The following is a 24,597-nucleotide window of genomic DNA, read 5'->3' as shown; positions in this document are numbered from 1 at the left end:
ATTGCTGAATTCTAGTGGCGGTGCTGCTCGTCGCTCGTGGCGATCGGCGCATCCGGGTAGGAGCAGTATTCGGACCAGCTGCCGGGGAACAGCGCCAGCTCGATCCCGGCGGTGGCCGCGGCCAGCACCTGGTGCGAAGCGGTGATCCCGGAACCGCAGTAGGCGGCCGAACCCGGCCGGTCGGCGCCCAGCTTCGCGAAGCTGGCCTGCAGCGCTTCGGGCGCGTGGAACCGCATCTGCGCGTTCAGGTTGTCGGTGGTGGGGCGATTGCGCGCGCCGGGGATATGCCCGGCCACCGGGTCCACTGGTTCCTCGATGCCCAGATAGCGTGCGGTGGCCCGCGAATCAATCAGCGTCCCGGCCACCTGTCCCAGCTCCTCGTACTCCACCACCGGCATCCGGCCCCAGGACAGCGACACGCTGCCCGGCTCGGCCTGCTCGTAGCCCAGCGCCAGCTGCCCGCCGGCGTCGGTCCAGGCGCCCAGTCCCCCATCGAGCACCTGCACGCGCTCGAACCCGGCATGGCGCAAGAGCCACCAGGCGCGGGCGGCGGCCAGCGCGCCGGCGTCGTCGTACACCACGACCTCGCTGCCGCCATCGATCCCCCAGCGGCGCGCGGCCGCTTCGAAATCCGCCGGCAGCGGCAGCGGATGGCGGCCGGTGTGCTCGCCCGGGGTCCCGGAGAGCTCCTTTTCCAGGTCGACGAACACGGCGCCGGGAATATGCCCGGCGGCGTAGTTCTGCGCGCCGTCATCGCGCCCGAGCACCCAGCGCACGTCAAGCAGCACCGGGTTCTGGCCTGCGTCCAGGATTTCGCGCAGCTGCGCGGCGCTGATCAAGGGGTTCATTGGCTGTGTCCTCCCAGCAGCTCGTCGAGTTCGTGTTCGATTCCGGGTTCCGGGCGCAGATAGCTGCATCCCGCGCGCTGGGCGATCGCGCCGAGCTGGCGGTCGAACAGGCCCAGCCCGTTGCCGTTGAGCAGCCCATCGTGGATCGGGATCCAGCACGCCGCATCCACCGCCACGGCGAAATCGGCCGCCTCGGCCATCTTGCCCCACGGGGCCATCACCGGCAGCAGCAGCACATCGGGCTTGGCCCCGATGGGAACCTGGTAGCTGTCGCCCGGGTGGAAGATTTCCCGCTGGCCGACCGCGCGGTCCCCCAGCAGGTAGCCCACGTTGGCCACCAGCGGGATCGAATGGTGGATCGTGGCGTGGGTGCCACCGAAGGTGCGGATGCGGATGCCGCCGACGATGAAGTCGGCCCCGGCCCGCACCGCCACCACCTGGGCTTGGCTGGCCGGCGGCAGCTGCTCGCGCATTGCGTGCGCCAGCGCTTCGGGCGCGTAGAGCTCCAGGACGGGGTTCGCTTCCAGCGCGGCGGCAATGGCCGGCTGGTCTGCATGATCGGCATGCTCATGGGTGATCAGCACGGCATTGATGCCGTTGAATGCGTCGTCGAGCTGCGAGAACCCACCCGGATCCAGCAGGACCTTGCCGTCGATCGTGCCCACTTCCACGCAGGAATGGCCCCTAAGTTTGATGCGCATATCCTTAGCGTAGGCTCAGCGCCCCGCCCATGCCAGAGCCAGACACGCATTGCGCCGCAAAGTTGGCTAAAATTGAGGGAAACCGCAGGTGATTGGCCCAGTTTGCTGGCTGGTCGCCGATCCGCAACAACGTCAAGGAATGGTGCACGTCGATGTCCCAGCCAGAAACCCGGGTCACCAAGCAGCGCCTGGCCGTCACCGAGGCGCTGAGCGAGGTCGATGATTTCGCCACCGCACAGCAGCTGCACCGCTGGCTGCAGGATTCCGAGAAGAAGGTTTCGCTGGCCACCGTGTACCGCCTGCTGCAGTCCATGGCCGACGACGGCCTGGTCGACGTGCTGCGCAGCGGAGATGGCGAAGCCCGTTTCCGCCAGTGCGTCACCGAAGTCCACCACCATCACCTGGTCTGCCGCTCCTGCTCCAAGACCGTCGAGGTGCTCGCCCCGGCCGTCGAACGCTGGGCCGCCCGCGTCGCGGCGGAGCACGACTTCTCCGATCCCGAGCACACCGTGGAGATCTACGGCCTCTGCGCCGACTGCCGAGCCAAGGCCGAGACCGGCACCAGCTCCGCCAAGTAGCCGTTTCAAGACCCGGGATCGGTTATCCCCACAAGAAAATATTCGAAGACATTTTCGAATAACGGGCGTATACTTATAGCATGTCCGAAGCAAAGGCGCACGGAAATGGCCTCGCACTCACCGCGGATCAGCCGGATTTGGAATCCCACCTGATCCAGCTGCAGAACGATCTGTCATGGCTCCAAGACCATGGCAGCAAAGCCGAATGCGCCCAAGCCATCGAATCCATCGAGGGCGTCATCGCTTCCCTGCGCTATGGCCAAGCTGGCCTGGCCCATCAGCTGGAGAAAGAAGTGCTGCGCGAGAATGAAGAGCGCGGCACCAATATCGATGACCAGGTCCGCGGAGCAGCCAGCCGGGTCGCCATCGCCCGCAAGCGGCCCCAAAACGGTTCCAGGAACTACTTGGTCAACTGCCGGATCCTCTTCGAAGACACGCCAAATATTGCCGCCGCGTTTTCCCGCGGTGAATTCACCGAGGCGCAGATCCAGGCAATGCTCACTCCGCTGCAGGATGTCCGGCCGCTGCGCCGCACCGAATTCGATGAGATTTTCAGGCAGAATCCAGACATGTTCGAATCCATGGGGCCTAAGCGCATCAAGGAGACGGTCACCAACTTCACCGTCAAATACACCTCGGATCGCGAAGACAAGAAGCTCAAGGACTCCAACGCCCAGCGTTATGTCCGCTTCCGCAAGGACCGCGAAGAAGGATGCGTTTTCCTGCAAGCCCGTCTGCCCATTGTGGGCGGCACCGGTTTGCAGAAGACCCTGCGGGACCAATCGTTCAGGATCAAGTGCAAGGGCGACCCGCGCACGCGCACGCAGATCGAGGCCGACCTGCTGGCCCGCTACATGTTCTTCGATGAAAACAACGAACAGACGATCAACGTCCAGCTGGGGCTGATCATGACGGACAAGGCATTGTTCATGGGCGATCGGGAACCGGCCTATTTGGAAGGCTACGGCTTCATCCCTGCCCAGACAGCCCGAGAACTGATTGGCGGTCACCAGATCCCCAATGAGCTGACCTTCGAGGAAATGGAAGCCAAGCTCACCCCGGAAAATATTGAGCGGATCGAGGTAATGACCGAGATTACCCGCCTGTACACAGCACCTGGGGATCAGGAACTGATCACGATGGATTCCAAAGCCCGGATCTTCCCGCAAAAGCTCAAGAAGTTCATCAGGATCCGCGACCGGCACTGCCGAACCCCATTCTGCGATGGGCTGGTCGAGGAAACAGACCATGTCACCCAATTTGCCCGTGGCGGAGCGACCAGCGTTTCGAACTCATCGGGCCGTTGCGCCATCTGCAATAAGGCAAAGCAAGCCACCGGCTGGTATGAATACACCGCATTCAATGATCATCATTCGATGCTGATCTGCCCGGGCTCGGCAATGTCCTATCGCTCTACCGCGCCACCGGCAACTGGGTACGTTCATAAGCCATTCCCGCAATTGATGTGCGATTCACAGTGGTTCACGCAATTCAAGGAACGGCTCGACCATCCCGATGGGCCACATTGCAGGCAATCATAGATAGCAGCGCGTGCTCCGTTGCGCTATTCATCGCACGAAGGCCATCCGCGGGCCTGACAACCCTCTAGCATGCTTGCCGCGGCTGGAGAGTAGCATCAGCAATTCAAGACGAGTGCCGGCGATCTGCGGGCCAATGCCCCAACGAAAAGTTTCGTCCTGGCTGCATAACTGCACCTTGCGTGCCAGTTCCTTGGCACCGCCAACGCCTTGAGGGGTGGCGGCCTGGTACTTGATCGCCAATTCCAGCGACATTTCGGGATAGTCCCGTTTCAAGCCCACGGCACGGCGGATATCCTCGCCGTGCGCGATTTCTTCGACCAATCGGCTGGCTACCGGCCCCGGCGGAGCATCGCGCAAACCAGCTACCTTCACAAGCTTCTGCAATGTCCCATCGGGAGTTGCGGATTTCTCTGCCGCCACTCCCTGATCGTTCTGGCGGTCAAAGTTGAATCCAGCCTTGGCCATCGCGATCAGCAGCCGGAAAATCGTTGCCCGCGCGTTATCGACTAAATGGGCGGCCACGTCATGGATGCTCCACCCGCTGCAGAGCGAAGGAGCCTCCCACTGATCCGCCGTCAATGTTCCCAGATCATCGATCAGGGCAAGGCGCTCGGCGTGGACCAATGGCCAGATTTCACTGGCAGGGATTTTGCTCATGTTCCACCTTGGGAGCATGGACTCCAGTTAGTCAAGCAAGCCCATGCCAGCCGACGCGCTCCAGGGACAGCAGCGCTATACCTGGTGCCGGCGCGGGGAACGCACCGCTTCGATTCCACGGCAGATCACATAGATAAGGAATGAAATCGTCGTGACATACGGGCTGATCGGCAAGGAACCTGCCAATGCCAGCAGGATGCCGCCTACGACAGCCAGTTCTGCGAACACGATGGAGAGCACGACGGTAGTAACCGGGTTGGAGGTCACGCGCATGGCGGCGGCGGCCGGGGTGATCAGCAATGCAAGCACCAGCAAGGCGCCAACCACTTGGATCGTCACGGCCACGGCCAACGCCAGAATCATCATGAAGACAATGGACAGGCCCGAGGTGCGCACGCCGCGGGCGTTGGCAACCACCGGATCCACCGAAGCGAAGGTCAAGGGGCGCCAGACAAGCAGCAGCGCGATGACCACTACTGCCGAAAGGAGCAGCATTCCGTTCAGTTGCACATCATCCACGGCCACGATCTGGCCGGTCAGCAAGCCGAACTTGTTCGCGCTTCGCCCCTCATACAGCGACAGGAAAAGGATGCCCAAGCCAAGTCCGAAAGGCATGAGCACTCCGGTGATGGAGTTTCGATCCCGGGCCCGGGTTCCGAGGATGCCGAGGATCAGGGCCGCGATCATGGAACCGAAGACTGAACCGGTCACCACATCAGCGCCGATGAGCAAGGCGAACGCCGCACCCGCGAAGGACAGCTCGGCGATGCCGTGCACGGCGAAAGCCATGTCGCGCATCATGATGAAAATCCCGATCAGGCCGCCGACGATGCCCAGGGCAGCGCCGGCGATCAAGGAATTGGTCACCAGCGGAAGCAGCAGCCCATAGTCCTGGAAATTGAATGCCTTCTCCAGAAGATCCGAAAAGTTCATATCCTGCTCCTACTTTCCGGTCTCGAGTTCGATGTCTTCAATGTGGTCATGCCCGTCGGCGGGCAAGGCCCGGGTGCCGTCGCCGGAGACCACCACGATGCGTCCGTTGACCCGAAGCACCGCGACCGGAGCGCCGTAAAGTTCGGTGAGCACGGAGGACTGCATGACTTCATCCACGCTCCCCAGGTGGAAGCGCCCTTCGGCCAGGTACAGGACACGGTCGACGTACGGCAGGATCGGGTTGATCTCGTGCGTCACGAAGACCACGGCGCTGCCGCGCTCCACAGCCTGGCGGTGAATCACTTCACTGATCGCCTGCTGGTGGTTCAGGTCAAGCGACAGCAACGGCTCATCGCACAGCAGGACCCGAGGGTCGCTGGCCAATGCCTGGGCGGCGCGCAAGCGCTGCTGCTCGCCTCCGGAGAGGTCGGACACCGCGCGGTTGGCGTAGCCGCTGGCGCCAACGAGCTCCAGCAGTTCGTCGACTTTGTTGCGCACAGCCCGGCGGGCCATGCGGATCCCGGGCTTGGCGCCATCCACCCCCAGCGCCACCAGATCGCGGGCGCGCAACGGAACGTTGTCCCCAAAGGGTCGTTGCTGCGGAATCAGCCCGACGGCAGCTGATCCCCTGCGCACCGGCTCACCGGCGATCGAGACGCGGCCGTGATTCAGCGCGGTGGTGCCGAGCATCGTGTTGATGAAGCTGGTCTTGCCCGATCCGTTGGGCCCCAGAACTGCAAGGAACTCCCCGGCCGCGATGGACAGGTCGAGTTGTTCCCAGAGCACGCGCGAGCCGAAGGCAAGGCGCGCGTCTTCGAATTTGACGATGGGGGTCTGAGTCATTGACTGCTTTCTAGATTGCGCTGGCTGCGGATGGGCCGGCGACGAAAAACTGCGGCACCGCAATGGGTGCCGCAGTCAATCCTACCAGTTGCGAGTCATTCGCAATATGCGCTTAGGCGTGAGCTTCCGCTATTTTGCCTGCTTTTCGCTGCGAGGCGGGATAACGCGCTTTCGGGTGGTATCGGTGATCTCGCCAACCAGCACCTCGATGATGTCCTCCAGGAAGACGACGCCGAGGGTTGCGCCGGACTCGTCGACGACTGCAGAAAGGTGGTTTCCTTCCTGCCGCATCGCTTCGAGTGCCGCCTCGATTTCGGTGTCCTGCTCCAACCGGCCCAGCGGATGCAATGGCAAGTCGAGCAGCGGCTGCGTGGAGTGCGCATCATCGATGAGCATCACGTCCTTGACATGCCAGTAGCCCACCGGGACGTCGTTCTTGGTGATCACCATGCGCGAGAACCCGGTCTTGCCGACCTTCTTCTCGAATTCGCGTGCGGTGGTCTGTCCGTATTCCAAGGTGAACAGGTCATCCAGCGGAACCATGCAGCTGCGTGCGGTCACCGAGGAGAATTCCAGCGCCTTGGTCAACCGTGCGGCGTCGTCCTCATCCAGCGCGCCTTCCTCGGAGGAAGTATCGATGATCGAGCGGACTTCGGCGGCAGTGTAGGAACTGGCCACCTCGTCCTTCGGCTCGATGCCGAAGGCATGCAGCACGAGGTTCGCCATGCCGTTGAGCGACGCGGTGATCGGCTTGAGCAGCTTGGACAGGCCAACCAGCGGCATGGCCAGCAGCAGCACGGCCTTGTCGGCGATGGACACCGAAATGTTCTTCGGCACCATTTCGCCGAAGGTCACGTGCAGGAAGGTCACCAGGATCAAGGCGATCAGGAAGGCAACGGAGTCCGCGGCGGATTCGGCCATGCCGATCTTCATCAGCGGCTCGGCGAGCAGGTGGTGGATTGCCGGCTCGGAGATATTCAGGATCAGCAGCGAGCAGACGGTAATGCCCAGCTGGCATACCGCGAGCATGATCGACACATGCTCCATGGCGTACAGCGCGACCTTCGCCCGCTTGTTGCCTTCGTCGGCCAGCGGTTCGATCTGCGAACGACGTGCGCTCATCACCGCGAATTCACCGGCGACGAAGAACGCGTTGCCGGCCAGCAGCACAACCAGCCAGATCAGGCCCATGAAGTCATTCATTGCCTTCCTCCTTCGCTGGGGTTGCTGGTTCGAAGCGGACCTGCGAGATGCGTCGGCCGTCGAGTTCGGTCACCGTGAAGGTGCCATGCTCGGTGACGACCTGGTCGTTGAGCTCGGCCAAGCGGCCCAGTTCGGCGAGCATGAAGCCGCCGATCGTCTCGTACGCCGATTCCTCCGGGATCACGTCGCCATCGAAGTTCTCGTTGATTTGGTCCGGACGGTACATGCCCGGGAACAGCCAGTTGCCATCGGGCTGGGTGACTGCTTCTTCCTCGTCCTCGTCGTGCTCATCGGACACTTCGCCGACGATTTCCTCGACCAGGTCTTCAAGGGTGACCAGCCCGGCGGTTCCGCCGTACTCGTCCATCACGATTGCAACCTGGTATTCGGCGGCGCGCAGCTGCTCGAGCAGCACGTCCAGGTGGATTGTTTCCGGCACGTACAGCGCATCGCGGGCGAACTCGCCGACCTGCAGCGCAGCGCGGCGTTCACGGGGCACCGAGACAATCGCCTTGACATGGCAGATGCCCTGGATTTCATCGGTGGATCCGGTGGTGACCGGGAAACGCGAGAAGCCGGTGTCGGCGCTGACTTCGATCAGCTCGGACAGGGCCGCCTCGGAATCGATGGTAGACATCGAGGTGCGCGGGGTCATCACGTCGGCAGCGGTGCGCTCGGAGAATTCAATGGTGGATTCCACAAAGCGCGCGGTCTGCACATCCAGGGTGCCCAGCTGGGCCGAACGGCGCACCAGCGACGCCAATTCCTGCGAGGAACGGGCCGCGGAGATTTCCTCCTTGGCTTCCAGCCCGAAGAACTTGCGCAGGACCATGTTGGAGAAGCCATTGAGCACGATGATCGCCGGCTTGAAGATGGCGGTGAAGACCAGCTGCGGGCGGGCCAGCAGCTTGCCGACCGCCATGGCCTTGGCGATCGCCATGTTCTTCGGGACCAGCTCGCCGATGAGCATCGACAGCAAGGTGGCAACGACCATCGAGACGACAACCGCGATGGCCAGCGAGCTTGCGGCGGGAATGCCCAATTTTTCCATCAACGGCTCGAGCAGCGCGCTCATCGCCGGTTCAAGCACATAGCCGGTCAGCAAAGTGGTCAGCGTGATGCCCAGCTGGCAGCTGGAGAGCTGGGTGGAGAGGGAGGTCAAGCACTGCAACAGCGGCTTGGAGCCGCGCTCGCCATTGTTGACTGCGTTCTGGACGGTGCTTTTATCCAGTGCGACCAAGGAGAATTCCACGGCCACGAAGAAGCCGGTGCCGAGAATCAGCAGCAGGCCGAAGAGTATTGAGAGCCATTCCATAGGCGCTTACCGCCGCCTATGCGCTGGCGTGCAAAGTTCAGTTTCAGTGCCGATCTGGCGGCAACTAGAAGGCTCCAAACGGGAGGCGGAACTTCCTGAACATGGACTGTTGTGGCCGGCACTGCGCCCGTGGGCGGCACACCGGCTTGGAGAGTGAGATTCCATAGTGCGCATCAGTCTATCGAACGAAGTGCTGTTGCGCACGACTTCGACACATGCTCGTTCAGCGGTGCCGCGGATACGCTGAACGGCATGTTATACGCGACACTTTCGTGAGATTAGATACGTGCCGTGGCCAAGTGGGAGAAAAAGTCACTAGACTGGTGCGCAGGTCTAGAAATCTTGTGGGCCGCAGTGGTCGTATCACGTCCTCGAAAGACCACCGGCTCAAGCTAGAACAACGTAGAAATCAGGGAAGAGGCGTTGCACGTGCCAGAGCAAGCACACCACCGGCTGACCGAAGAGTTTGGTGGAAACGAGTGGCTAGTAGACGAGCTGTTCGAACAGTATCTCGTCGACAAGAACTCGGTTGATAAGAAATGGTGGGATATTTTCGAATCTCTCGCCGCCGAAAAGAAGGAACCCGCAGCACCGGCAGCGCAGCCGGCACCAGCAGCGGCAGCCGCGGCAGCACCAGCTGCCAACGGGCAGGGCGCACCACGCGCCGCCGCCCAGGCCCGTGCCACCGAACCAGCGCCGGCTGCCACGGCAGCACCAGCTCCGGCCGCTGAAGCCAAGAAGGCTGAGCCAGCTCCGAAGACTGCCCCGATCCCGGCACAGGCCCCGAAGGCCACGCCGTCCACCGAACTTTACGGCGAGGAGAAGCGCACCCCGCTGCGCGGGCCGATGAAGGCCATCGCAACCAACATGGATGCCTCGCTCACCGTTCCTACCGCCACCACCGTGCGTGCCGTGCCGGCCAAGGTGATGATCGACAACCGCATTGTCATCAACAACCATCTCAAGCGCGCCCGCGGCGGCAAGATCTCCTTCACCCACCTGATCGGCTTCGCCGTGATCCGTGCGCTGAAGCAGATCCCGTCGATGAACGTCACCTACGACGTGATCGACAAGAAGCCGACCGCGATCCAGCCGGCTCACGTGAACTTCGGCATCGCCATCGACATGCCGAAGCCGGATGGCACCCGCATGCTGGCCGTGCCGAACATCAAGGCCGCCGAGACCCTGAGCTTCAACGAATTCTGGGCCACCTACGAAGATTTGATCAAGCGCGCCCGCGGCAACAAGCTGACCGCTGACGACTACGCAGGCACCACCGTCTCGCTGACCAACCCCGGCGGCATCGGCACCGTGCACTCGGTGCCCCGCCTGTCCAAGGGCCAGGCCGCGATCATCGGCGTCGGCGCACTGGAATACCCGGCCGAATACCGCGGCTCCTCGGAGAAGACCGTGGCCCGCCTGGGCATCGGCAAGCACATCACCCTGACCTCCACCTACGACCACCGCGTCATCCAGGGTGCAGGTTCGGGCGAGTTCCTGAAGCTGGTCGAGTCGCTGCTGCTGGGCGAGCAGGGCTTCTACGACGAGATCTTCGAGCAGCTGCGCATCCCTTACGAGCCGGTCCGCTGGGCCGTCGACAACCAGGTCGACATCGACCTGCAGGTCAACAAGGTCGCCCGCATCCAGCACCTGATCAATTCCTACCGCGTGCGCGGCCACCTGATGGCCGACACCAACCCGCTGGAATACGTCCAGCGCAAGCACCCGGACCTGGACATCAAGTCCTACGGCCTGACCCTGTGGGACCTGGACCGCGAATGGCTGGCCGGCGGCTTGGGCGGCAAGGACCGCGCGCTGCTGCGCGACATCCTCGGCGTGCTGCGCGATGCCTACTGCCGCACCATTGGCACCGAGTACATGCACCTGCAGAACCCGGAAGAGCGCGAATGGTTCCAGGCGAAGCTGGAATCCGGCTACGCCAAGCCAAGCCGCGAAGAGCAGCTGCGCATCCTGAGCAAGCTGAACTCCGCCGAGGCCTTCGAGACCTTCCTGCAGACCAAGTTCGTCGGCCAGAAGCGCTTCTCGCTGGAAGGCGGCGAATCGCTGATTCCGCTGCTGGATGCGATCATCTCCGACGCAGCCGATGAGCAGCTCAACGAGGTTGCGATCGGCATGGCCCATCGCGGCCGCCTGAACGTGCTGACCAACATCGCTGGCAAGACCTACGCACAGGTCTTCCGCGAATTCGAAGGCACCGCCACCCCGGGCTCGGTCCAGGGCTCAGGCGATGTGAAGTACCACCTGGGCACCGAGGGCTCGTACACCTCGGACGCCGGCAACCAGACCAAGATCTACCTGGCTGCCAACCCATCGCACCTGGAAGCGGTCGATCCGGTGCTCGAGGGCATTACCCGCGCCAAGCTGGACCGGCTGGAGCAGAAGAACACCGTGCTGCCGATCCTGGTCCACGGCGACGCCGCCTTCGCAGGCCAGGGCGTGGTTTCCGAGGTGCTGGCAATGAGCCAGCTGCCGGGCTACAAGACCGGCGGCACCGTGCACGTGATCGTGAACAACCAGATCGGCTTCACCACCGCGCCGAGCTCCTCGCGCTCCTCGGTCTACGCCACCGACGTGGCCCGCACCGTGCAGGCTCCGATCTTCCACGTCAACGGGGATGACCCGGAGGCAGTGGTGCACGTGGGCCAGCTGGCCTTCGAGTACCGCCAGAAGTTCGGCAAGGACGTCGTCATCGACCTGGTGTGCTACCGCCGCCGCGGCCACAACGAGGGCGACGACCCGTCGATGACCCAGCCGATCATGTACAACCTGATCGAAGCCAAGCGCTCAACCCGCAAGCTGTACACCGAGGCCCTGGTCGGCCGCGGCGACATCACGCAGGAAGAAGCCGAGAACGTGCTGGCCGAGTACAAGGAGAACCTGGAGCGCATCTTCGCCGAGACGCATGCCGCCCAGACCTCCCCGATCCCGATCATCACCCCGGGCTCGACCATCAACGACCTGGAGAAGCCATTCGCGCAGGCCGCCGACGAGAACACCGTCGACGGCGCCCGCGGCTCGGCCATCTCCGAGCAGACCCTGGCCAAGATCGGTGCCGCCCACCTGGACATCCCAGAAGGCTTCACCATGCACACCAAGCTGAAGTCGCTGCTGGAGCGCCGCGAGAAGATGTCCCGCGAAGGCGGCATCGACTGGGGCTTCGCCGAGCTGGCAGCCCTGGGCAGCTTGACCATGGAAGGCGTGCCGGTCCGCCTGGCAGGCCAGGACTCGCGCCGCGGCACCTTCGTGCAGCGCCACGCAGTCTTCCATGACCGCGAGAACGACAACGAGTGGTACCCGCTGAAGGGCCTGTCCGAGGACCAGGCTCCGCTGTGGATCTACGACTCGCTGCTCTCCGAATACGCCGCCCTCGGCTTCGAGTACGGCTACTCGGTTGAGCGCCCGGACGCGCTGGTCATGTGGGAAGCCCAGTTCGGCGACTTCGTCAACGGCGCGCAGACCGTGATCGACGAGTTCATCTCCTCCGCCGAGCAGAAGTGGTCGCAGTCCTCCTCGCTGGTCATGCTGCTGCCGCACGGCTACGAAGGCCAGGGCCCGGACCACTCCTCGGCCCGCATCGAGCGCTTCCTGCAGTTGTGCGCGGAGAACAACATGGTCGTGGCCCAGCCGTCCACCGGTGCCAACCACTTCCACCTGCTGCGCCGCCAGGCCTACGCCCGTCCACGCAAGCCGCTGATCGTCTTCACCCCGAAGCAGCTGCTTCGCCTGAAGGCAGCCGCCAGCGCCGTGGAGGACTTCACCACCGGCGGCTTCCGCGAGGTCATCGGCGATGCGTCGATCACCGATGCGAACGCCGTGGACAAGGTGCTGCTGTGCTCGGGCCGCGTGTACTACGACCTGCTGGCAGCCCGCACCAAGGCGAACGACACCAAGACCGCACTGGTGCGCGTCGAGCAGCTCTACCCGGCTCCGGCCGAGCAGATCGCCGCCGAACTGGCCAAGTACCCGAACGCCGAGGTTTCGTGGGTCCAGGACGAGCCTGCGAACCAGGGCCCATGGCCGTTCTTCGGCCTCTACGTGGTGCCGCAGCTCGATCGCAAGATCAAGCTCGTTTCGCGCCCGGCATCGGCTGCCACCTCGGCCGGTACCGCCAAGCGCCACGAAGCAGAAAACGCAGTGCTGATCCAGCAGGCTTTCGCCCGCTAACCAGCATCGGCTGAACGCTGCTGGCCAGCTGTGCCGGCGAACCGACCGGGGGTTGACCTCGGAGGTTCGCCGGCACAGCGCTTTAACCCCGGCACCGGATTCTCGCAGGGAATTGTGGGGTTCAACCACTGGCCGCCTCCCCCGATGCCGGCGATCCGACTGCTAAGGTGGGGATCGATTCATCATTTTGAGCCAACGAAAGGTCGCCCAGTTGGAGTTACGCACAATCCGCATTACCGCAATCGGAGATGAGCTGCTGGCCGGGCATGGCGACCCGCGAGGCCTGGGCTGGTTCGGCCGGGTCATGGCCCGCACCCAGGATCCGGCGCTGCGCCTGCAATCCTTCGTCCTGGCCGCACCGGCCGAGGGATCCGAGTCGCTGGCCGAGCGCTGGCTGGGCGAAGCCTCCCGCCGCTTCAGCGACCAGTACGAGAACCGCCTGGTCATCGCACTGTCCGACCGCGACGTCGACCTGGACGTCACCACCGCGCGCAGCCGGCTGAACCTGGCCAACATCCTGGATTCGGCCTCGCAGATGAACATCAAGGCGCTGCTGGTCGGCCCGGCCCCCGGCTTGGACGATGCGCGCAACCAGCGCGTGGCGGAGCTGAACCGGGTGTACTCGGATGTGGCGCTGCGCCGCAATCACCACTACGTCGATACCTTCACCCCGCTGCGTGCCCATGCCCAGTGGCGTGCGGACCTGAACGCCTCCGGCGGCGTGCCCGGCCAGGCCGGGTACGGCCTGATGGCCTGGCTGGTGCTGCACCGCGGCTGGTATTCCTGGCTGGACTTGCCCGAGCCGGGCGATAGCTGAGCCGGTCCGGTCCGTTAGGAAAATGGGCCGGAAGTGTGAAAGACTATGAGCCGGCCCGAATTTTCGGGAAGTACTATTGATCCCTCTAAGGAGTCACCATGTCGAAGCGCGCTCGTAAGCGTCGCGATCGCAAGCGTGGCGGTGCCAACCACGGCAAGCGCCCAAACAGCTAAGCGAAGCGAACATAAAAGAACCCCGTACCCTTCGAGATCTTCTCGAAAGATGCGGGGTTTCTCTTTGCCTTGCTAGCGGTGCCGGGCTAGTGCCCCGACTCCACGCGGATCTGTGAAATCCGCGCAATGATGCTGGCCTTCAGGGTCTGCGGGGCATGCTCCTGGCAGCTGCGGCGCACCACCGAGCGGATGATGCACTCCAGATCGTACTGCTCGGTGCATTCCGGGCAGCCTTCCAGATGAGACTTGACCTCCTTGAGGTCATCGAGCGTCAGCGCGCCGTCAAGGTACTCGTAGATGCGGACGATGCGGTCATCGGCGCAATCACCCAATGAATTGCAATCCATCCTATTTCGCTCCTCGTTCGGCCTTGGCGGCGCTCTTGCTCTGGGTGCCGGTGGCGATCCCGCGATCCGCGGCGTAATCCGCCAGCAATTCCCTCAAATTCTTTCGTCCACGATGCAACCTGGACATCACGGTGCCGATCGGCACGCCCAGGATCTCGCTGGCTTCCTTGTAGCTGAAGCCCTCGACATCCACGAAGTACACGGCCATGCGGAAATCCTCGCCGATCGACTGCAGCGCGGCCTTCACATCCGAATCCGGAAGGTGGTCCAGCGCCTCGGCCTCGGCCGAACGCAAGCCGGTCGGCGAATGCTCCATGGCCTGGGCCATCTGCCAATCCTCGACCGTGTCGGTGGAGGTGCGCAGCGGTTCGCGCTGGCGCTTGCGGTACAGGTTGATGTACGTGTTGGTCAGGATCCGGTACAGCCACGCCTTGAGGTTGGTGCCAGGCTTGTACTGGTGGAACGCGGAATAGGCCTTGGTGTAGGCCTCCTGCACCAGATCTTCGGCATCCGACGGGTTGCGCGCCATGCGCAGGGCAGCCGAATAGAGCTGGTCCACGTACTGCATCGCGTCACGCTCGAAGCGTTCGCGGCGCTGCTGTTCGGACTCAGAGGCCGCATCGGGCAAATTCTCGTCCACGCTCTCATTATTCATCACTGCCGAGTCTACGCGTTCAACCGGCTTTATGCGCGCGCCAGCACGGGCGAAGGCCGGGCGCGGGGCCTCGGCCAGCGCGCAGGCGGTGCCGCCGGCACTTGAAGTGTCCTGTCGTATCGTCACACTAGGCATAACCAACCGGGCGCAAACCTTATTCCCGCACCGATCTCGGCTAGGATTAAGCAGTGGGCGCACAGTGCTTCAAGCGCTGCTCGCGGCCCCCGAAGTGAAGCATCGAGCCGAAGGATCTACCAATCAGCACCGCAAGCGCCCCCGGCAACCGACCCAACCAGCTGCACGAGGCAGAAGAGAACTGGTGGGCGGCGCCCTTCGCCGCCACCGGCCTGGATGCCACCGTGCAGGTGCCCGCGTCGAAGTCGCTGACCAACCGGTATCTGATCCTTGCGGCCCTGGCCTCCTCCCCCTCCACCATCCACAACACGCTGATCAGCCGCGACACCGAGCTGATGCTGCGCGCCCTGGCCGAGTTCGGGGCAGGAATCGAGCGCATCGGGCAGGCCGATGGCTCCACCACCGTGGTCATCACCCCGGGCCAGCTGGCCGCCGGCCCGCTGTCCATCGACTGCGGCCTGGCCGGCACGGTAATGCGCTTCGTGCCCCCGCTGGCCGCCGTCGCCGGCGCCACGGTGGCCTTCGACGGCGACGAGGCGGCCCGCGTGCGCCCGATGGCCCCGGTGCTCGACGCGCTGGCGGACCTCGGCGCCCGCATCGACTATGCCGGTGCCGCCGGCATGCTTCCCTTCACCATCGACGCCAGCGCCATGAAGCAGGACGCCGAGGTGGTGATCGACGCCTCGGGCAGCTCGCAGTTCATCTCCGCGCTGCTGCTGGTCGGCCAGGCCCTGCCCGGCGGGCTGGCGCTGCGCGCCGCACCCGGGCCGATCGCTTCCCCGGACCACATCGCGATGACGGTGCAGACCCTGCGCGAGCTCGGCGTGGACGTGCAGGTCGATGCCGATGCGCGCGGCTGGCGCATCGCACCGGGGCAGCTGAACGGCTTCACCGTCACCGTCGAGCCCGACCTGTCCAATGCCGGCCCGTTCCTGGCCGCCGCGCTGGCCACCGCCGGCACCGTGCGCGTGCCCTTCTGGCCCGCGACGACCACCCAGGTGGGCGGCAAGTGGGTCGAGATCCTGACCGCGATGGGCGCGCAGGCAGAGCTGGGCGAGGACGGCGTGCTTTGCGTGCGCGGCACCGGAACAATCCGCGGGATCGACTACGCCGACGCCTCCGAGCTGGCCCCGACCCTGGCCGCCCTGTGCGTGCTGGCCGATGCGCCGAGCACGCTGAGCGGCATCGGGCACCTCCGCGGGCATGAAACCGATCGGCTGGCCGCGCTGGAAGCCGAATTGTCGAAGGTCGGCGCGCGCGTCACCGCGACCGCCGACGCGCTGCAGATCGTCCCAGGGCCGCTGCGGGCCGCGGATATCGAGTCCTACGAGGATCACCGCATGGCCACCGCCGGCGCCCTGCTGGGCCTGGCCATCGACGGGGTGCGCGTGCAGAACATCGCCACCACCGCGAAGACCATGCCCGATTTCCCGCAGCTGTGGAGCGCCATGGCGGCTACAGCAAAGGGCCAGGGCTGATGCGCTACTCCGACTACGACGAGTCCTCGGTGCGCGTGCGCCCGAACAAGAAGGGCAGCCGTCCGCGCACCAAGGACCGCCCGGCCCACGAGCAGGCCGTGATCGGCCGCATCATCACTGTGGACCGCGGCCGCTACACCGCGATCCTCGACGAGGACACCGCCACCGAGCGCATCGTCATCGCCGCCCGCGCCCGCGAGCTGCGCCGCCAGGCGATCGTGCCCGGGGACCTGGTGGGACTGGTCGGCGACACCTCCGGCAAGCCCGACACCCTGGCCCGGCTGGTGCGCATCGAACAGCGCAGCACCCTGCTGCGCCGCAGCGCCGATGACACCGACGCCACCGAGCGCGTGGTCGTGGCCAATGTGGACAAGCTGGTCATCGTCGTCGCCGCCGCGAACCCCGAGCCACGCACCGGCTTCGTGGACCGCGCGCTGGTCGCCGCCTACGACGCCGGCATCCAGCCGGTGCTCTGCGTGACCAAGGCCGATGTGAAGGACCCGGCCGAATTCCTCACCCACTACGAGGGGCTGGACTTCCCCGTGGTCATCTCGCGCACCACCGCGGCCGAGGCCTCGGGCATCGACGCCCGCAGCGCCGACGGCTCCAGCGCCCGGCTGGACGCCGGCGCCCTGGCCGAACTGGAGCAGCTGCTCTCCGGCTGCGTCTCGGTGGTGCTCGGCCACTCCGGGGTGGGCAAGTCCACCCTGGTCAACGCCCTGACCGGGTCGACCCGCGCCACCGGGCACGTCAACGCGGTCACCGGCCGCGGACGGCACACCTCCTCGAACGCGCTGGCCCTGCGCCTGGGCGGCACCCCCGGCTCCTGGCTGATCGACACCCCGGGCATCCGCTCCTTCGGGCTGGGGCTGGTGGATCCGGACAATATCCTGGCCGCCTTCGAGGACCTGGCCGAGATCGCCACCGGCTGCCCGCGCGGCTGCACCCATGCGGCCGGCGAGGCCGGCTGCGCGCTGGAAGCCTGGGCCGCCGAGTCCGAAGGCAGCCAGGCGGCCAACCGCCTTGCCTCCTACCGCCGGCTGGTCACCACCGAGGAAACCACGCACGAAAAGGAGCTCGGCGCGCAGTAGCCGCCGCATAACCATGGCTGAATACACCCTGCAGCAAGATCTCGACTTCGCCCTGGCATTGGCCGACAAGGTCGACGCCTTCACCCTGGCCCGCTACGGCGCCAACGACCTGGTGGTCGAATCCAAGCCGGACATGACCCCGGTCTCCGATGCCGATCGCGGCGCCGAGCAGCTGATCCTGGCCGAACTGGCAGCCCACCGCCCCGGCGACTCGGTGCTAGGCGAGGAATTCGGCGTGCACGGGGATTCGGCCCGGCGCTGGGTGATCGACCCGATCGACGGGACGAAGAACTTCGTGCGCCGCGTGCCGGTGTGGGCCACGCTGATCGCGCTGCTCATCGACGACGAGCCGGTGCTCGGCGTCATCTCCGCTCCGGCGATGACCCGCCGCTGGCATGCGGCCACCGGCCTGGGCGCCTACGTCAGCGAACCGGGCACCGTCCCCGGGGCCACCGCCACCCGCCGCCTCGCCGTCTCCTCGGTCAGCGCGCTGGAAGACTCCTCGCTGTCCTACGCCTCGCTGAACGGCTGGAAGGACGCCGGCAAGCTCGACGGCCTGCTGGAGCTGCTGGGCACCGCCTGGCGCACCCGCGGCTACGGGGATTTCCTCTCCTACGCGCTGGTGGCCGAAGGCGCGGTCGACGCCGCCTTCGAACCCGAGCTGGAGCTCTACGACATGGCAGCGCTGGTGCCGGTGGTGCGCGAGGCCGGTGGCCGCTTCACCTCGGTGGCCGGGGCTGAAGGCTGCCATGGCGGCAACGCGCTGGCCAGCAACGGCAAGCTGCACGAGGCAATCCTGCCCTACCTGAACCGCAGCTAGGCGCCGGGACGATCATGGCACCTGCACGCCGCGGACCGGCCGGCCTGACCACCAGCGAAGAGGACTACCTCAAGGCGCTGTACGCGCTCACCGAATGGGAAGACGCCGAAGTCGGCACCGGTGCGCTGGCCGACCAGCTGGGCCTGTCCCCCGCCTCGGCCACCGCCATGGTGCAAAAGCTCGCCGCCAAGGAGCTGGTGAACCACGTGCCGCGCGGGGCGATCACGCTCAGCGAGACCGGGCGGCGCGAGGCGCTGCGCATGGTGCGCCGCCACCGGCTGCTGGAGACCTTCCTGCGCGACGAGCTGGGCTACGGCTGGGACGAGGTCCACGACGAGGCCGAGGCCCTGGAGCACACCGTCACCGACCGGTTCATCAACGCCCTGGATGCCCGGCTGGGCCACCCGCGCCATGACCCGCACGGAGATGCGATCCCCAGCGCCGACGGGACCTTGCCGGTGTCTGCCGCGATCCGGCTGGACCGCTTCACCGGAAGCAGAGCGGTCATCGACCGGATCAGCGACGAGGATCCGCAGTTCCTGCGCCGTGCCGCCGCCCAGGGCCTGGTGCCCGGGGCGGGGATCGAGCTGCCGCATCAGCTGGATTTCATCGAGGCCTCGCTGATCTGGGTGCGCAAGGCCTAGCCGCAATGCCGTTGACTTAGCGTCGATGCATTATTCACCTTCCATGGCACCCAGCGGATGGGTGAAACCCTACCGATCAAAACGACTCCCAGACCAGGCTTCCCTGGGCGTGTTGGTGAAGGTTTTCCCAGCCACGCTAGCAAACGAGGTGATCGCCAAGGCGGGCGCCGGCGAGCAGCGCTCACACCTGCTCCCCGCATCGATGATGGTGTACTGCGTGATGGCTCTGGCATTGCATGCTGCAGCCACGTACGAGGAGGTCATGCCCAGCTTGCTCGGAGGGCTGCAATGGATTTCGCAAGGGTTCAGCGAATGAACGATGCCCACCAAATCGGCAATCTTCATAGCCCGTACCCGACTGGGATCCGAAGTGATGCTTGAGTTGTTCGAGCAGGACGCAAAGCCCTTCGGCTCCCAAACATAGCAGGGTTTCCTCGCTTGACTGCGACCGGTCAGCGTCGACGGGAACCACGATGGATATCGCAGGTAGGCCGCCAACGAACTGGCCTATGGGCGGTACGGAACCAATTCCAGCTTCAAGACCGACTTCCCGCAGGCAACTGGGGCTGCTGGAATGCGGCACGCACGCCATTATCGGCGCAGTGACAGGCCCTTTATCCACGTCGGAAAGCGACATGCACCTCGAGCTGCATCACAAGCTGGATCAGAGCATGCTGCTGATGGCTAACCGGGGTTCTTCAACTACCAATCGCTCAAGGATAGCTCCGCAACCTGCACCCAGCTGCTGCGGCGGTTGAACGAGAACTTGGTTCTTCCGGTGGTAGAGCAACTGAGGGACGGTTCGTATCTTTCAGCCATCTACGAAGAGACGAATCAGCGCCGGAACAAGGTGGACCCGGTGCCGGTGCGCGTGGTTGGGTGCACGGTCAGCAATGGTGCTCAAATCAGTGAATTCCGGTTGCTCACCACGCTGTTGGAACCAAATGCGGTCATTGTGCAGGAGCTCACTGAGGCCTACGCGAAACGGTGAGAAATCGAACTTTGCTTCAAGGAAGTTAAGACGCATCAGCAAGGCCGCTCGGCGGTGCTGCATTCGAAAACACCGGAAGGTGCGCTGCAGGAAATCTTTGGGTACTTGTGTACTGACTACGTGTTGCGCGCTTTGATTGGCGAGGTTGCCTCAGAGTTCGGCGAGGGTCCTTTGAGGGTTACCTTTGCGCCATGTTACGGGCTGCACAGCGTTTCATGGCCGAGCCGCCCGGTTTTCGCCCTAGAAATTTGCGGCAGCTGTTCACAGTGTTCTGCTCGGAACTGCTGCATGAGCTGTCGCCGGAGAGGCGGAGCAGGGTATTTCCGCGGACGGTGAAGCGGAAGATGTCTAATTGGTTGTTGCGGCAAGTCCCGAGACCTGTTAAGCAAACAGCATTGGGGCTAAAGCTCACGATTCGGAGATTGGGCCGCCCCCTTGAGCTCCCCGATTTTTCTAGGCTAAATCATTGAGCTTCCTGTTTTCAATCCGACCCTACGTGCATTTGAAACGATCTGCCCGCAGTACTGCTCCCCTGAGCTGCCCACGCACGCTACCACTTATTGAGCAATCAACAACCTAATGCGATCCATTTCAAACGCATATTTCGGCGCAGCGCTTACTGAATCGACTGAAATAATCGATCATCTACATTAAAAGGTTGCTACCAAAATCAAAACTGTGGTCAAATAATTCCACTGGGGAAATTACTCGCACGTCATTTCACAGCAAATCAAGGGAAAGATTCGTTGAATATTCAATCGAATAAGCTAACCATTGCTTGCAAGTGGTTAGCTACAGGGGCAATGACCATTGCGCTGGTCGCCTCAAATTTTGCAGCCGCCCAGGCTACCCCGGATGCTCAATCTGAAAAGGTTGTCACATCTAGCGATTCGGAAACTGCAGAAGAGACTTGGAAAACTCAGGAAGCTAGCCGAAAGGCCAAGCCCGCAAATGATCTTGGTGGAAAGATCTCCTTTAGCGCCAACGACACTTCAATCACTGCACCCGCAAAAAATAGCGGAATCGTCCTCCTCGACGCCGAGCATGCCTCACCTATAGGCATGTCCCTGCCCAAAAACCTTTCTCTAGACGCAGCAAGCGTTACGGGAGATGGGGTCGTTAAGTACGATTCGGCTAAAGATGGCGGTGTTGATGTCAGTGTACAGGTCTATGACGACGCTTCTGTCAGTATTCACACCGTAATTCCGAACATTGAGGCACCAAAGACATACGAGTACGATCTTACGTTGCCGAAATCAGCGCAGGCTATTCCGCAAGAAGACGGTTCAATTCTTTTTCTCGGAGCTGATGAAGAGTTCCTCGGTGGCGTGGCAGCTCCTTGGGCAAAGGATGCCACAGGAAAGTCCATAGCAACGTCTTACGAGTACGCTGATGGTGTTTTACGTCAATATATTGATTTTGATGGTTCTACTGCTTTTCCCGTTACAGCTGATCCGTGGATGGGCATTAAGATCTTCAAAAAAATCTCTGTCGACAAGTACTCTGGTCAACCGCGCGTAAATCTGGACCTGAGTTGGTGGGGCCACAGCATCTATAGCGGAGCTGCTCAAGGCGGTGGACTTGCAGGAATCGCGGCCGGCCAAGCTATTTTGAGGGGCGCTGGCTGGACAGAGGCCACGACTTGGAGCAGTACGGCAAGAAAAGCTTTGCTTGGGAAAGCTAGTATGAAGCAGCAGTTCGACTGCCATGTTGCGGGTTCGGCATTTGCGGGACAATGGAACCTTGAGCGATTCCGAGTAAGTCGCACTGTCCACTGGTCATATGGGGTTGCAGTGCATCACTGCAATTGGAAAACCGCTACACGGTACTAGAACGGAGATCGATCATGTCGATACAAGCTACAAAGAAGGCTGACCGTAAGTGGCGAGGGCCTCTCGTTATTGTTGCGATCCTGGTCGTGATAGTCATCGCTGGCGCCTGGTATTTGTCCGGAGGCTTCGAGAGGGATCGAAACAACAATCTGCGCGACACCCTATCAACGAGTACTACTCTCGACCCTCAGGAGAAAACGCAAGAGTTGTGCGCCAATGACTTATGTGTCGAAGGTTGGTCCACTTCAAGTGGAAATTTCCTCCGGTTTGATTCTCAGGGTGCTGCAGAGCAGTACGCTACCTACCTGGGAGATGAAGGTCGAAGGTGGAAGAACATCGTGCTTGACATGAGTGGCCAGGACCTGACTTTCGAACAGAAGAAAGAAGTTATTGACACTCTTTTTGCCCAGCATGACTGGTCGTAATTCGAATTCCTAAGTTAGCTAGGATCTGATGGTATTTTCCATCAGATCCTAGCTAGCTTGTTTGTCAAGCAATGAATCTTGATGCAGTTCTGTCAGTATTGCTCGTAGGGTAATTGTTTGGTCTCTCTGTCGGTCTCCTCTGAATCTGAAGTTAAGTTAGCGAAATCGCTGGCTCCACGGAATCACGTGGATCCAATCGTTTCCCCTTTCCCGTGTCTGCCTACGCCCGCGCTATTCCACTGGTCCAATTGGTCTGCGATCAGTTCCATGACTCGGTGCCGGGTGGCGGTCGGCATGGCCAGCAGCTTGCAGCTCTCCCCGACCCCGACAACGCACACGGGCTTGTCTTCATCGTTGTACGGCAGTTCGGCCACGGCGGTGCGCAGGTGCCAGGTCAGGCGTCCGGTGAGCATGCCAAGGAACACATGGGCCCGGGTGCGGTTCTCCGTGTAATGGCGCATGGTGGCGAAGCCGTAGTCGAACGCGCCAGAAAGCTCGGTGATCCGGGTGAAGAAACGGCTGAACGTCGCCTCGGAAGCCACCAGCTCGAACACACCTGAGGTAGTGCGTTATTGGTCGGTATCGGTGATGTGCCCCGCTCTCGTCGCGGATCAGGACCAGGTCGCTGACCATTTTTCATGGTCGGTGGGTCGCGATGGCGGGGACAAACTGCCCGAGCCGGTCCTCGGCCAGTTGTCAGAACCCGAGGCTGTTGAGCGGTCCGGTCAACGTACCAGCCCTGCGTGGGACACTAGATTTTGGGATGTGGTCGCGGTTGGGAGCTGCGGGTAAAGACCGGTAATATTGTGCACTGACAGAGCGATCATTGAACTCATGGAATTTTGGCTTCCACACCTTTACTTTCTCAGTTCAGATCACCCTTTCGTCTTTAACGACGGATAATTGCGCGGATCTTCATGAAACACCGAGCTAGCTTCTGGCCGGCTATGCGAGAATGAACAACAGCGGCGCGGACCTGAGCGCCTGAACGCCTGGGGAGGCCGGATGGAGCAGCGACCGATCATCCTCGGCGTTCCTGACCGGCTCGAACCCCATGTGCTGGCCACGGCCGCGGATCTGTCCGGTGCGCTGGGCACCCGGCTGCTGTGCGTGCATGTGAATGCCGCCGGCTACCTGATCGAAGAACTGCCCGATGGCACCATCCGCAGCGCACCGCTGGATCCCGAATCCGGGGAGGAAGCCATCGCGCGCTTCCCCGAGGAACTGCTGCTCCAGCTCCACGCCCAGCTCGACGGCACCGGGCTTGACTGGCAGGTGCATGCCACCGCCGGTGGGCCCGCGCAGCAGCTGGCATGGCTGGCAGTGCGCCATGATGCGGTGCTGATTGTGCTCGGTGTCCGCCAGCGTTCCCTGGCCAGCATCATCCACGAGCTGCTCAACGGCTCAGTCGCGGTGCAGCTGGCGCATCGCCACCACCACCCGGTGCTGCTGGTCCCTGCCCGCCCCGCCGAGAGCGCAGAACAGGATCAACGTCCATGACCCGCCCGCCAACACCCCTTGGCCCGGGCACTGCACGGCGTTCCCAGCTCAACCCGGGCTTCCTGCTGCTGGTGTTCCTCGGCGGCACGGCCGGAACCGCCTGCCGGCAGGCGCTGGGCATGCTGCTGACTGCCGTCGGAGATATCCCGGTCGCGATTTTCCTCGTCAACATGCTCGGAGCCTTCCTGCTGGGCTTACTGCTGGAGGCGCTGTCGCGCGGCGGCCGCGACGAGGGCAGGCGCCGCCGGCTGCGCCTGCTGCTCGGCACCGGTTTCCTGGGCGGCTTCACCACCTACAGTGCGCTGGCCACCGACAGCATGCTGCTGTACGCCTCGGGTGCAGCGTTACCGGCCGCAGTCTATGGATTGCTCACGGTGCTCTGCGGGGCTCTGGCCACCTGGTGCGGCATTGCCGTCGCCGCGAGGAGCGCCGTGCGCAAACAGGGAGGTCGCCGCTAGTGCTCTCCCCCGGGCTGTTTATTGTTATTGCGCTCTGCGGCGGCCTCGGCGCCTGCCTGCGCTACGTGCTTGATGCCTTCATCAGGCGGTGGCTGGCTGCCCCGCTGCCGTGGGGAACGATCCTGGTCAACCTCTCTGGTTCCTTCGCGCTGGGAGCGGTGACCGGCTTGGCGGCCCAGCAGCTGTTCTCGGCCCAATGGTTGGCGGCCGTGGGCACCGGACTGCTTGGTGGCTACACGACGTTTTCCACTGCCAGCTTCGAAACTGTCCGGCTGCTCCAGTCAGGCCGCATCGCGGCCAGCTTTGCCAATGCCGTGGGCACCTTGGTGGGTGCGGTGCTGGCCGCGTGGCTCGGTTTCCAGGTCGCAGGGATGTTTTAGCCCAAGAAAAAAGCCAAGCCTTGCGGCTTGGTTTTTTTCTTGAGTTT

The 24,597-nt window shown here is 63.3% G+C and carries 23 protein-coding genes and 2 pseudogenes; 15 read left to right on the top strand and 10 right to left on the bottom strand.

Going from position 1 to position 24,597, the window contains the following annotated elements; genetic code table 11:
• Window positions 1–11: 11 nt before the first annotated feature.
• The gene (locus F0M17_RS06180) at window positions 12–848 is read right to left on the bottom strand and encodes a sulfurtransferase (RefSeq protein WP_073707654.1); all 837 of its coding nucleotides are present in this window, start codon (window positions 846–848) and stop codon (window positions 12–14) included.
• The gene (locus F0M17_RS06175) at window positions 845–1,549 is read right to left on the bottom strand and encodes an MBL fold metallo-hydrolase (RefSeq protein ID WP_149596676.1); all 705 of its coding nucleotides are present in this window, start codon (window positions 1,547–1,549) and stop codon (window positions 845–847) included. The genes F0M17_RS06180 and F0M17_RS06175 overlap by 4 nt, the downstream gene beginning before the upstream one ends.
• A gap of 152 nt (window positions 1,550–1,701) precedes the next feature.
• Between F0M17_RS06175 and F0M17_RS06170 the strand changes: the two genes are divergently transcribed.
• Together F0M17_RS06170 and F0M17_RS06165 are read left to right on the top strand one after the other, a co-directional pair.
• Entirely contained in the window at window positions 1,702–2,127 is a 426-nt protein-coding gene (locus F0M17_RS06170; RefSeq protein ID WP_066137597.1) for a Fur family transcriptional regulator, read from the top strand.
• An 80-nt stretch (window positions 2,128–2,207) separates the two neighbouring features.
• The gene (locus F0M17_RS06165) at window positions 2,208–3,668 is read left to right on the top strand and encodes an HNH endonuclease (RefSeq protein WP_149596675.1); all 1,461 of its coding nucleotides are present in this window, start codon (window positions 2,208–2,210) and stop codon (window positions 3,666–3,668) included.
• 27 nt (window positions 3,669–3,695) lie between these two features.
• Here F0M17_RS06165 and F0M17_RS06160 read toward each other — a convergent pair whose 3' ends face one another.
• From F0M17_RS06160 to F0M17_RS06140, 5 genes are all read right to left on the bottom strand, one after another.
• Window positions 3,696–4,325, bottom strand: coding sequence for a maleylpyruvate isomerase family mycothiol-dependent enzyme (locus tag F0M17_RS06160; RefSeq protein ID WP_149596674.1), 630 nt, complete (start codon window positions 4,323–4,325; stop codon window positions 3,696–3,698).
• Window positions 4,326–4,400: 75 nt separating this feature from the next.
• Entirely contained in the window at window positions 4,401–5,258 is an 858-nt protein-coding gene (locus F0M17_RS06155; protein WP_038990428.1) for a metal ABC transporter permease, read from the bottom strand.
• Between the two features lie 9 nt (window positions 5,259–5,267).
• Window positions 5,268–6,101, bottom strand: a complete 834-nt coding sequence (locus F0M17_RS06150; protein ID WP_073707659.1) for a metal ABC transporter ATP-binding protein — start codon at window positions 6,099–6,101, stop codon at window positions 5,268–5,270.
• Window positions 6,102–6,230: 129 nt separating this feature from the next.
• The gene (locus F0M17_RS06145) at window positions 6,231–7,304 is read right to left on the bottom strand and encodes a hemolysin family protein (RefSeq protein ID WP_073707660.1); all 1,074 of its coding nucleotides are present in this window, start codon (window positions 7,302–7,304) and stop codon (window positions 6,231–6,233) included.
• Entirely contained in the window at window positions 7,297–8,619 is a 1,323-nt protein-coding gene (locus F0M17_RS06140) for a hemolysin family protein (protein WP_038990424.1), read from the bottom strand. The genes F0M17_RS06145 and F0M17_RS06140 overlap by 8 nt, the downstream gene beginning before the upstream one ends.
• 429 nt (window positions 8,620–9,048) lie before the next feature.
• On the opposite strand from F0M17_RS06140, the gene F0M17_RS06135 reads away from it, so the two are divergent.
• The 3 genes from F0M17_RS06135 to F0M17_RS17830 all read left to right on the top strand — a co-directional run bounded on the left by F0M17_RS06135 (window position 9,049) and on the right by F0M17_RS17830 (window position 13,794).
• Window positions 9,049–12,804, top strand: a complete 3,756-nt coding sequence (locus F0M17_RS06135; protein ID WP_073707710.1) for a multifunctional oxoglutarate decarboxylase/oxoglutarate dehydrogenase thiamine pyrophosphate-binding subunit/dihydrolipoyllysine-residue succinyltransferase subunit — start codon at window positions 9,049–9,051, stop codon at window positions 12,802–12,804.
• 211 nt (window positions 12,805–13,015) lie between these two features.
• Complete coding sequence (locus tag F0M17_RS06130) at window positions 13,016–13,621, top strand: GDSL-type esterase/lipase family protein (RefSeq protein WP_038990422.1); 606 nt, start codon at window positions 13,016–13,018, stop codon at window positions 13,619–13,621.
• 98 nt (window positions 13,622–13,719) lie between these two features.
• Window positions 13,720–13,794, top strand: coding sequence for a 50S ribosomal protein bL37 (locus F0M17_RS17830; RefSeq protein WP_369299107.1), 75 nt, complete (start codon window positions 13,720–13,722; stop codon window positions 13,792–13,794).
• A gap of 86 nt (window positions 13,795–13,880) precedes the next feature.
• On the opposite strand, the gene rsrA is transcribed toward F0M17_RS17830, so the two are convergent.
• A complete protein-coding gene (gene rsrA, locus F0M17_RS06125) occupies window positions 13,881–14,141 on the bottom strand; it encodes a mycothiol system anti-sigma-R factor (protein WP_038990421.1) in 261 nt (86 codons plus the stop codon).
• A 1-nt stretch (window position 14,142) separates the two neighbouring features.
• Window positions 14,143–14,796 (bottom strand): sigma-70 family RNA polymerase sigma factor, encoded by a 654-nt coding sequence (locus F0M17_RS06120; protein WP_168202065.1) that lies wholly within the window; start codon window positions 14,794–14,796, stop codon window positions 14,143–14,145.
• Between the two features lie 296 nt (window positions 14,797–15,092).
• Between F0M17_RS06120 and aroA the strand changes: the two genes are divergently transcribed.
• The 7 genes and pseudogenes from aroA (at window position 15,093) to F0M17_RS06085 (ending at window position 22,212) form a co-directional block, all read left to right on the top strand.
• Window positions 15,093–16,409, top strand: coding sequence for a 3-phosphoshikimate 1-carboxyvinyltransferase (gene aroA / locus F0M17_RS06115; protein ID WP_149596673.1), 1,317 nt, complete (start codon window positions 15,093–15,095; stop codon window positions 16,407–16,409).
• Window positions 16,409–17,500, top strand: coding sequence for a ribosome small subunit-dependent GTPase A (locus F0M17_RS06110; RefSeq protein WP_369826792.1), 1,092 nt, complete (start codon window positions 16,409–16,411; stop codon window positions 17,498–17,500). The genes aroA and F0M17_RS06110 overlap by 1 nt, the downstream gene beginning before the upstream one ends.
• A gap of 7 nt (window positions 17,501–17,507) precedes the next feature.
• Entirely contained in the window at window positions 17,508–18,320 is an 813-nt protein-coding gene (locus tag F0M17_RS06105) for an inositol monophosphatase (RefSeq protein ID WP_371737263.1), read from the top strand.
• A 14-nt stretch (window positions 18,321–18,334) separates the two neighbouring features.
• Window positions 18,335–18,964: a metal-dependent transcriptional regulator gene (locus F0M17_RS06100; protein WP_038990417.1), complete on the top strand. Its 630-nt coding sequence runs from the start codon at window positions 18,335–18,337 to the stop codon at window positions 18,962–18,964.
• 43 nt (window positions 18,965–19,007) lie between these two features.
• Window positions 19,008–20,197 (top strand): annotated as a pseudogene (locus tag F0M17_RS06095) (IS4 family transposase); the annotation flags it as partial.
• Between the two features lie 561 nt (window positions 20,198–20,758).
• The gene (locus tag F0M17_RS06090; protein ID WP_149596671.1) at window positions 20,759–21,787 is read left to right on the top strand and encodes a hypothetical protein; all 1,029 of its coding nucleotides are present in this window, start codon (window positions 20,759–20,761) and stop codon (window positions 21,785–21,787) included.
• A 14-nt stretch (window positions 21,788–21,801) separates the two neighbouring features.
• Window positions 21,802–22,212 carry a hypothetical protein gene (locus F0M17_RS06085; RefSeq protein ID WP_149596670.1) on the top strand — a complete coding sequence of 137 codons (411 nt, stop codon included), beginning with the start codon at window positions 21,802–21,804 and terminating at the stop codon, window positions 22,210–22,212.
• 458 nt (window positions 22,213–22,670) lie between these two features.
• Here the strand turns inward: F0M17_RS06085 and F0M17_RS17655 are convergent.
• A pseudogene (locus F0M17_RS17655) lies at window positions 22,671–23,039 on the bottom strand (IS1380 family transposase); the annotation flags it as partial.
• Window positions 23,040–23,217: 178 nt separating this feature from the next.
• Between F0M17_RS17655 and F0M17_RS06075 the strand changes: the two are divergent.
• From F0M17_RS06075 to crcB, 3 genes are read left to right on the top strand one after another with little or no spacing between them, the layout of a single operon-like run.
• On the top strand, window positions 23,218–23,712 hold the full coding sequence (locus F0M17_RS06075; RefSeq protein WP_149596668.1) for a universal stress protein: 495 nt from the start codon (window positions 23,218–23,220) through the stop codon (window positions 23,710–23,712).
• The gene (locus F0M17_RS06070) at window positions 23,709–24,170 is read left to right on the top strand and encodes a CrcB family protein (RefSeq protein WP_149596667.1); all 462 of its coding nucleotides are present in this window, start codon (window positions 23,709–23,711) and stop codon (window positions 24,168–24,170) included. Before F0M17_RS06075 ends, F0M17_RS06070 begins: the two co-directional genes overlap by 4 nt.
• The gene (gene crcB / locus F0M17_RS06065) at window positions 24,170–24,550 is read left to right on the top strand and encodes a fluoride efflux transporter CrcB (protein WP_149596666.1); all 381 of its coding nucleotides are present in this window, start codon (window positions 24,170–24,172) and stop codon (window positions 24,548–24,550) included. The genes F0M17_RS06070 and crcB overlap by 1 nt, the downstream gene beginning before the upstream one ends.
• Window positions 24,551–24,597: the final 47 nt, after the last annotated feature.

It is taken from the genome of Glutamicibacter sp. ZJUTW, from assembly GCF_008370855.1.
In the GTDB taxonomy this organism is placed as follows: Bacteria; Actinomycetota; Actinomycetes; order Actinomycetales; family Micrococcaceae; genus Glutamicibacter; species Glutamicibacter nicotianae.
Note: the sequence above shows the minus strand (reverse complement) of the source record. Positions and strands in the feature narration are given on the sequence as shown.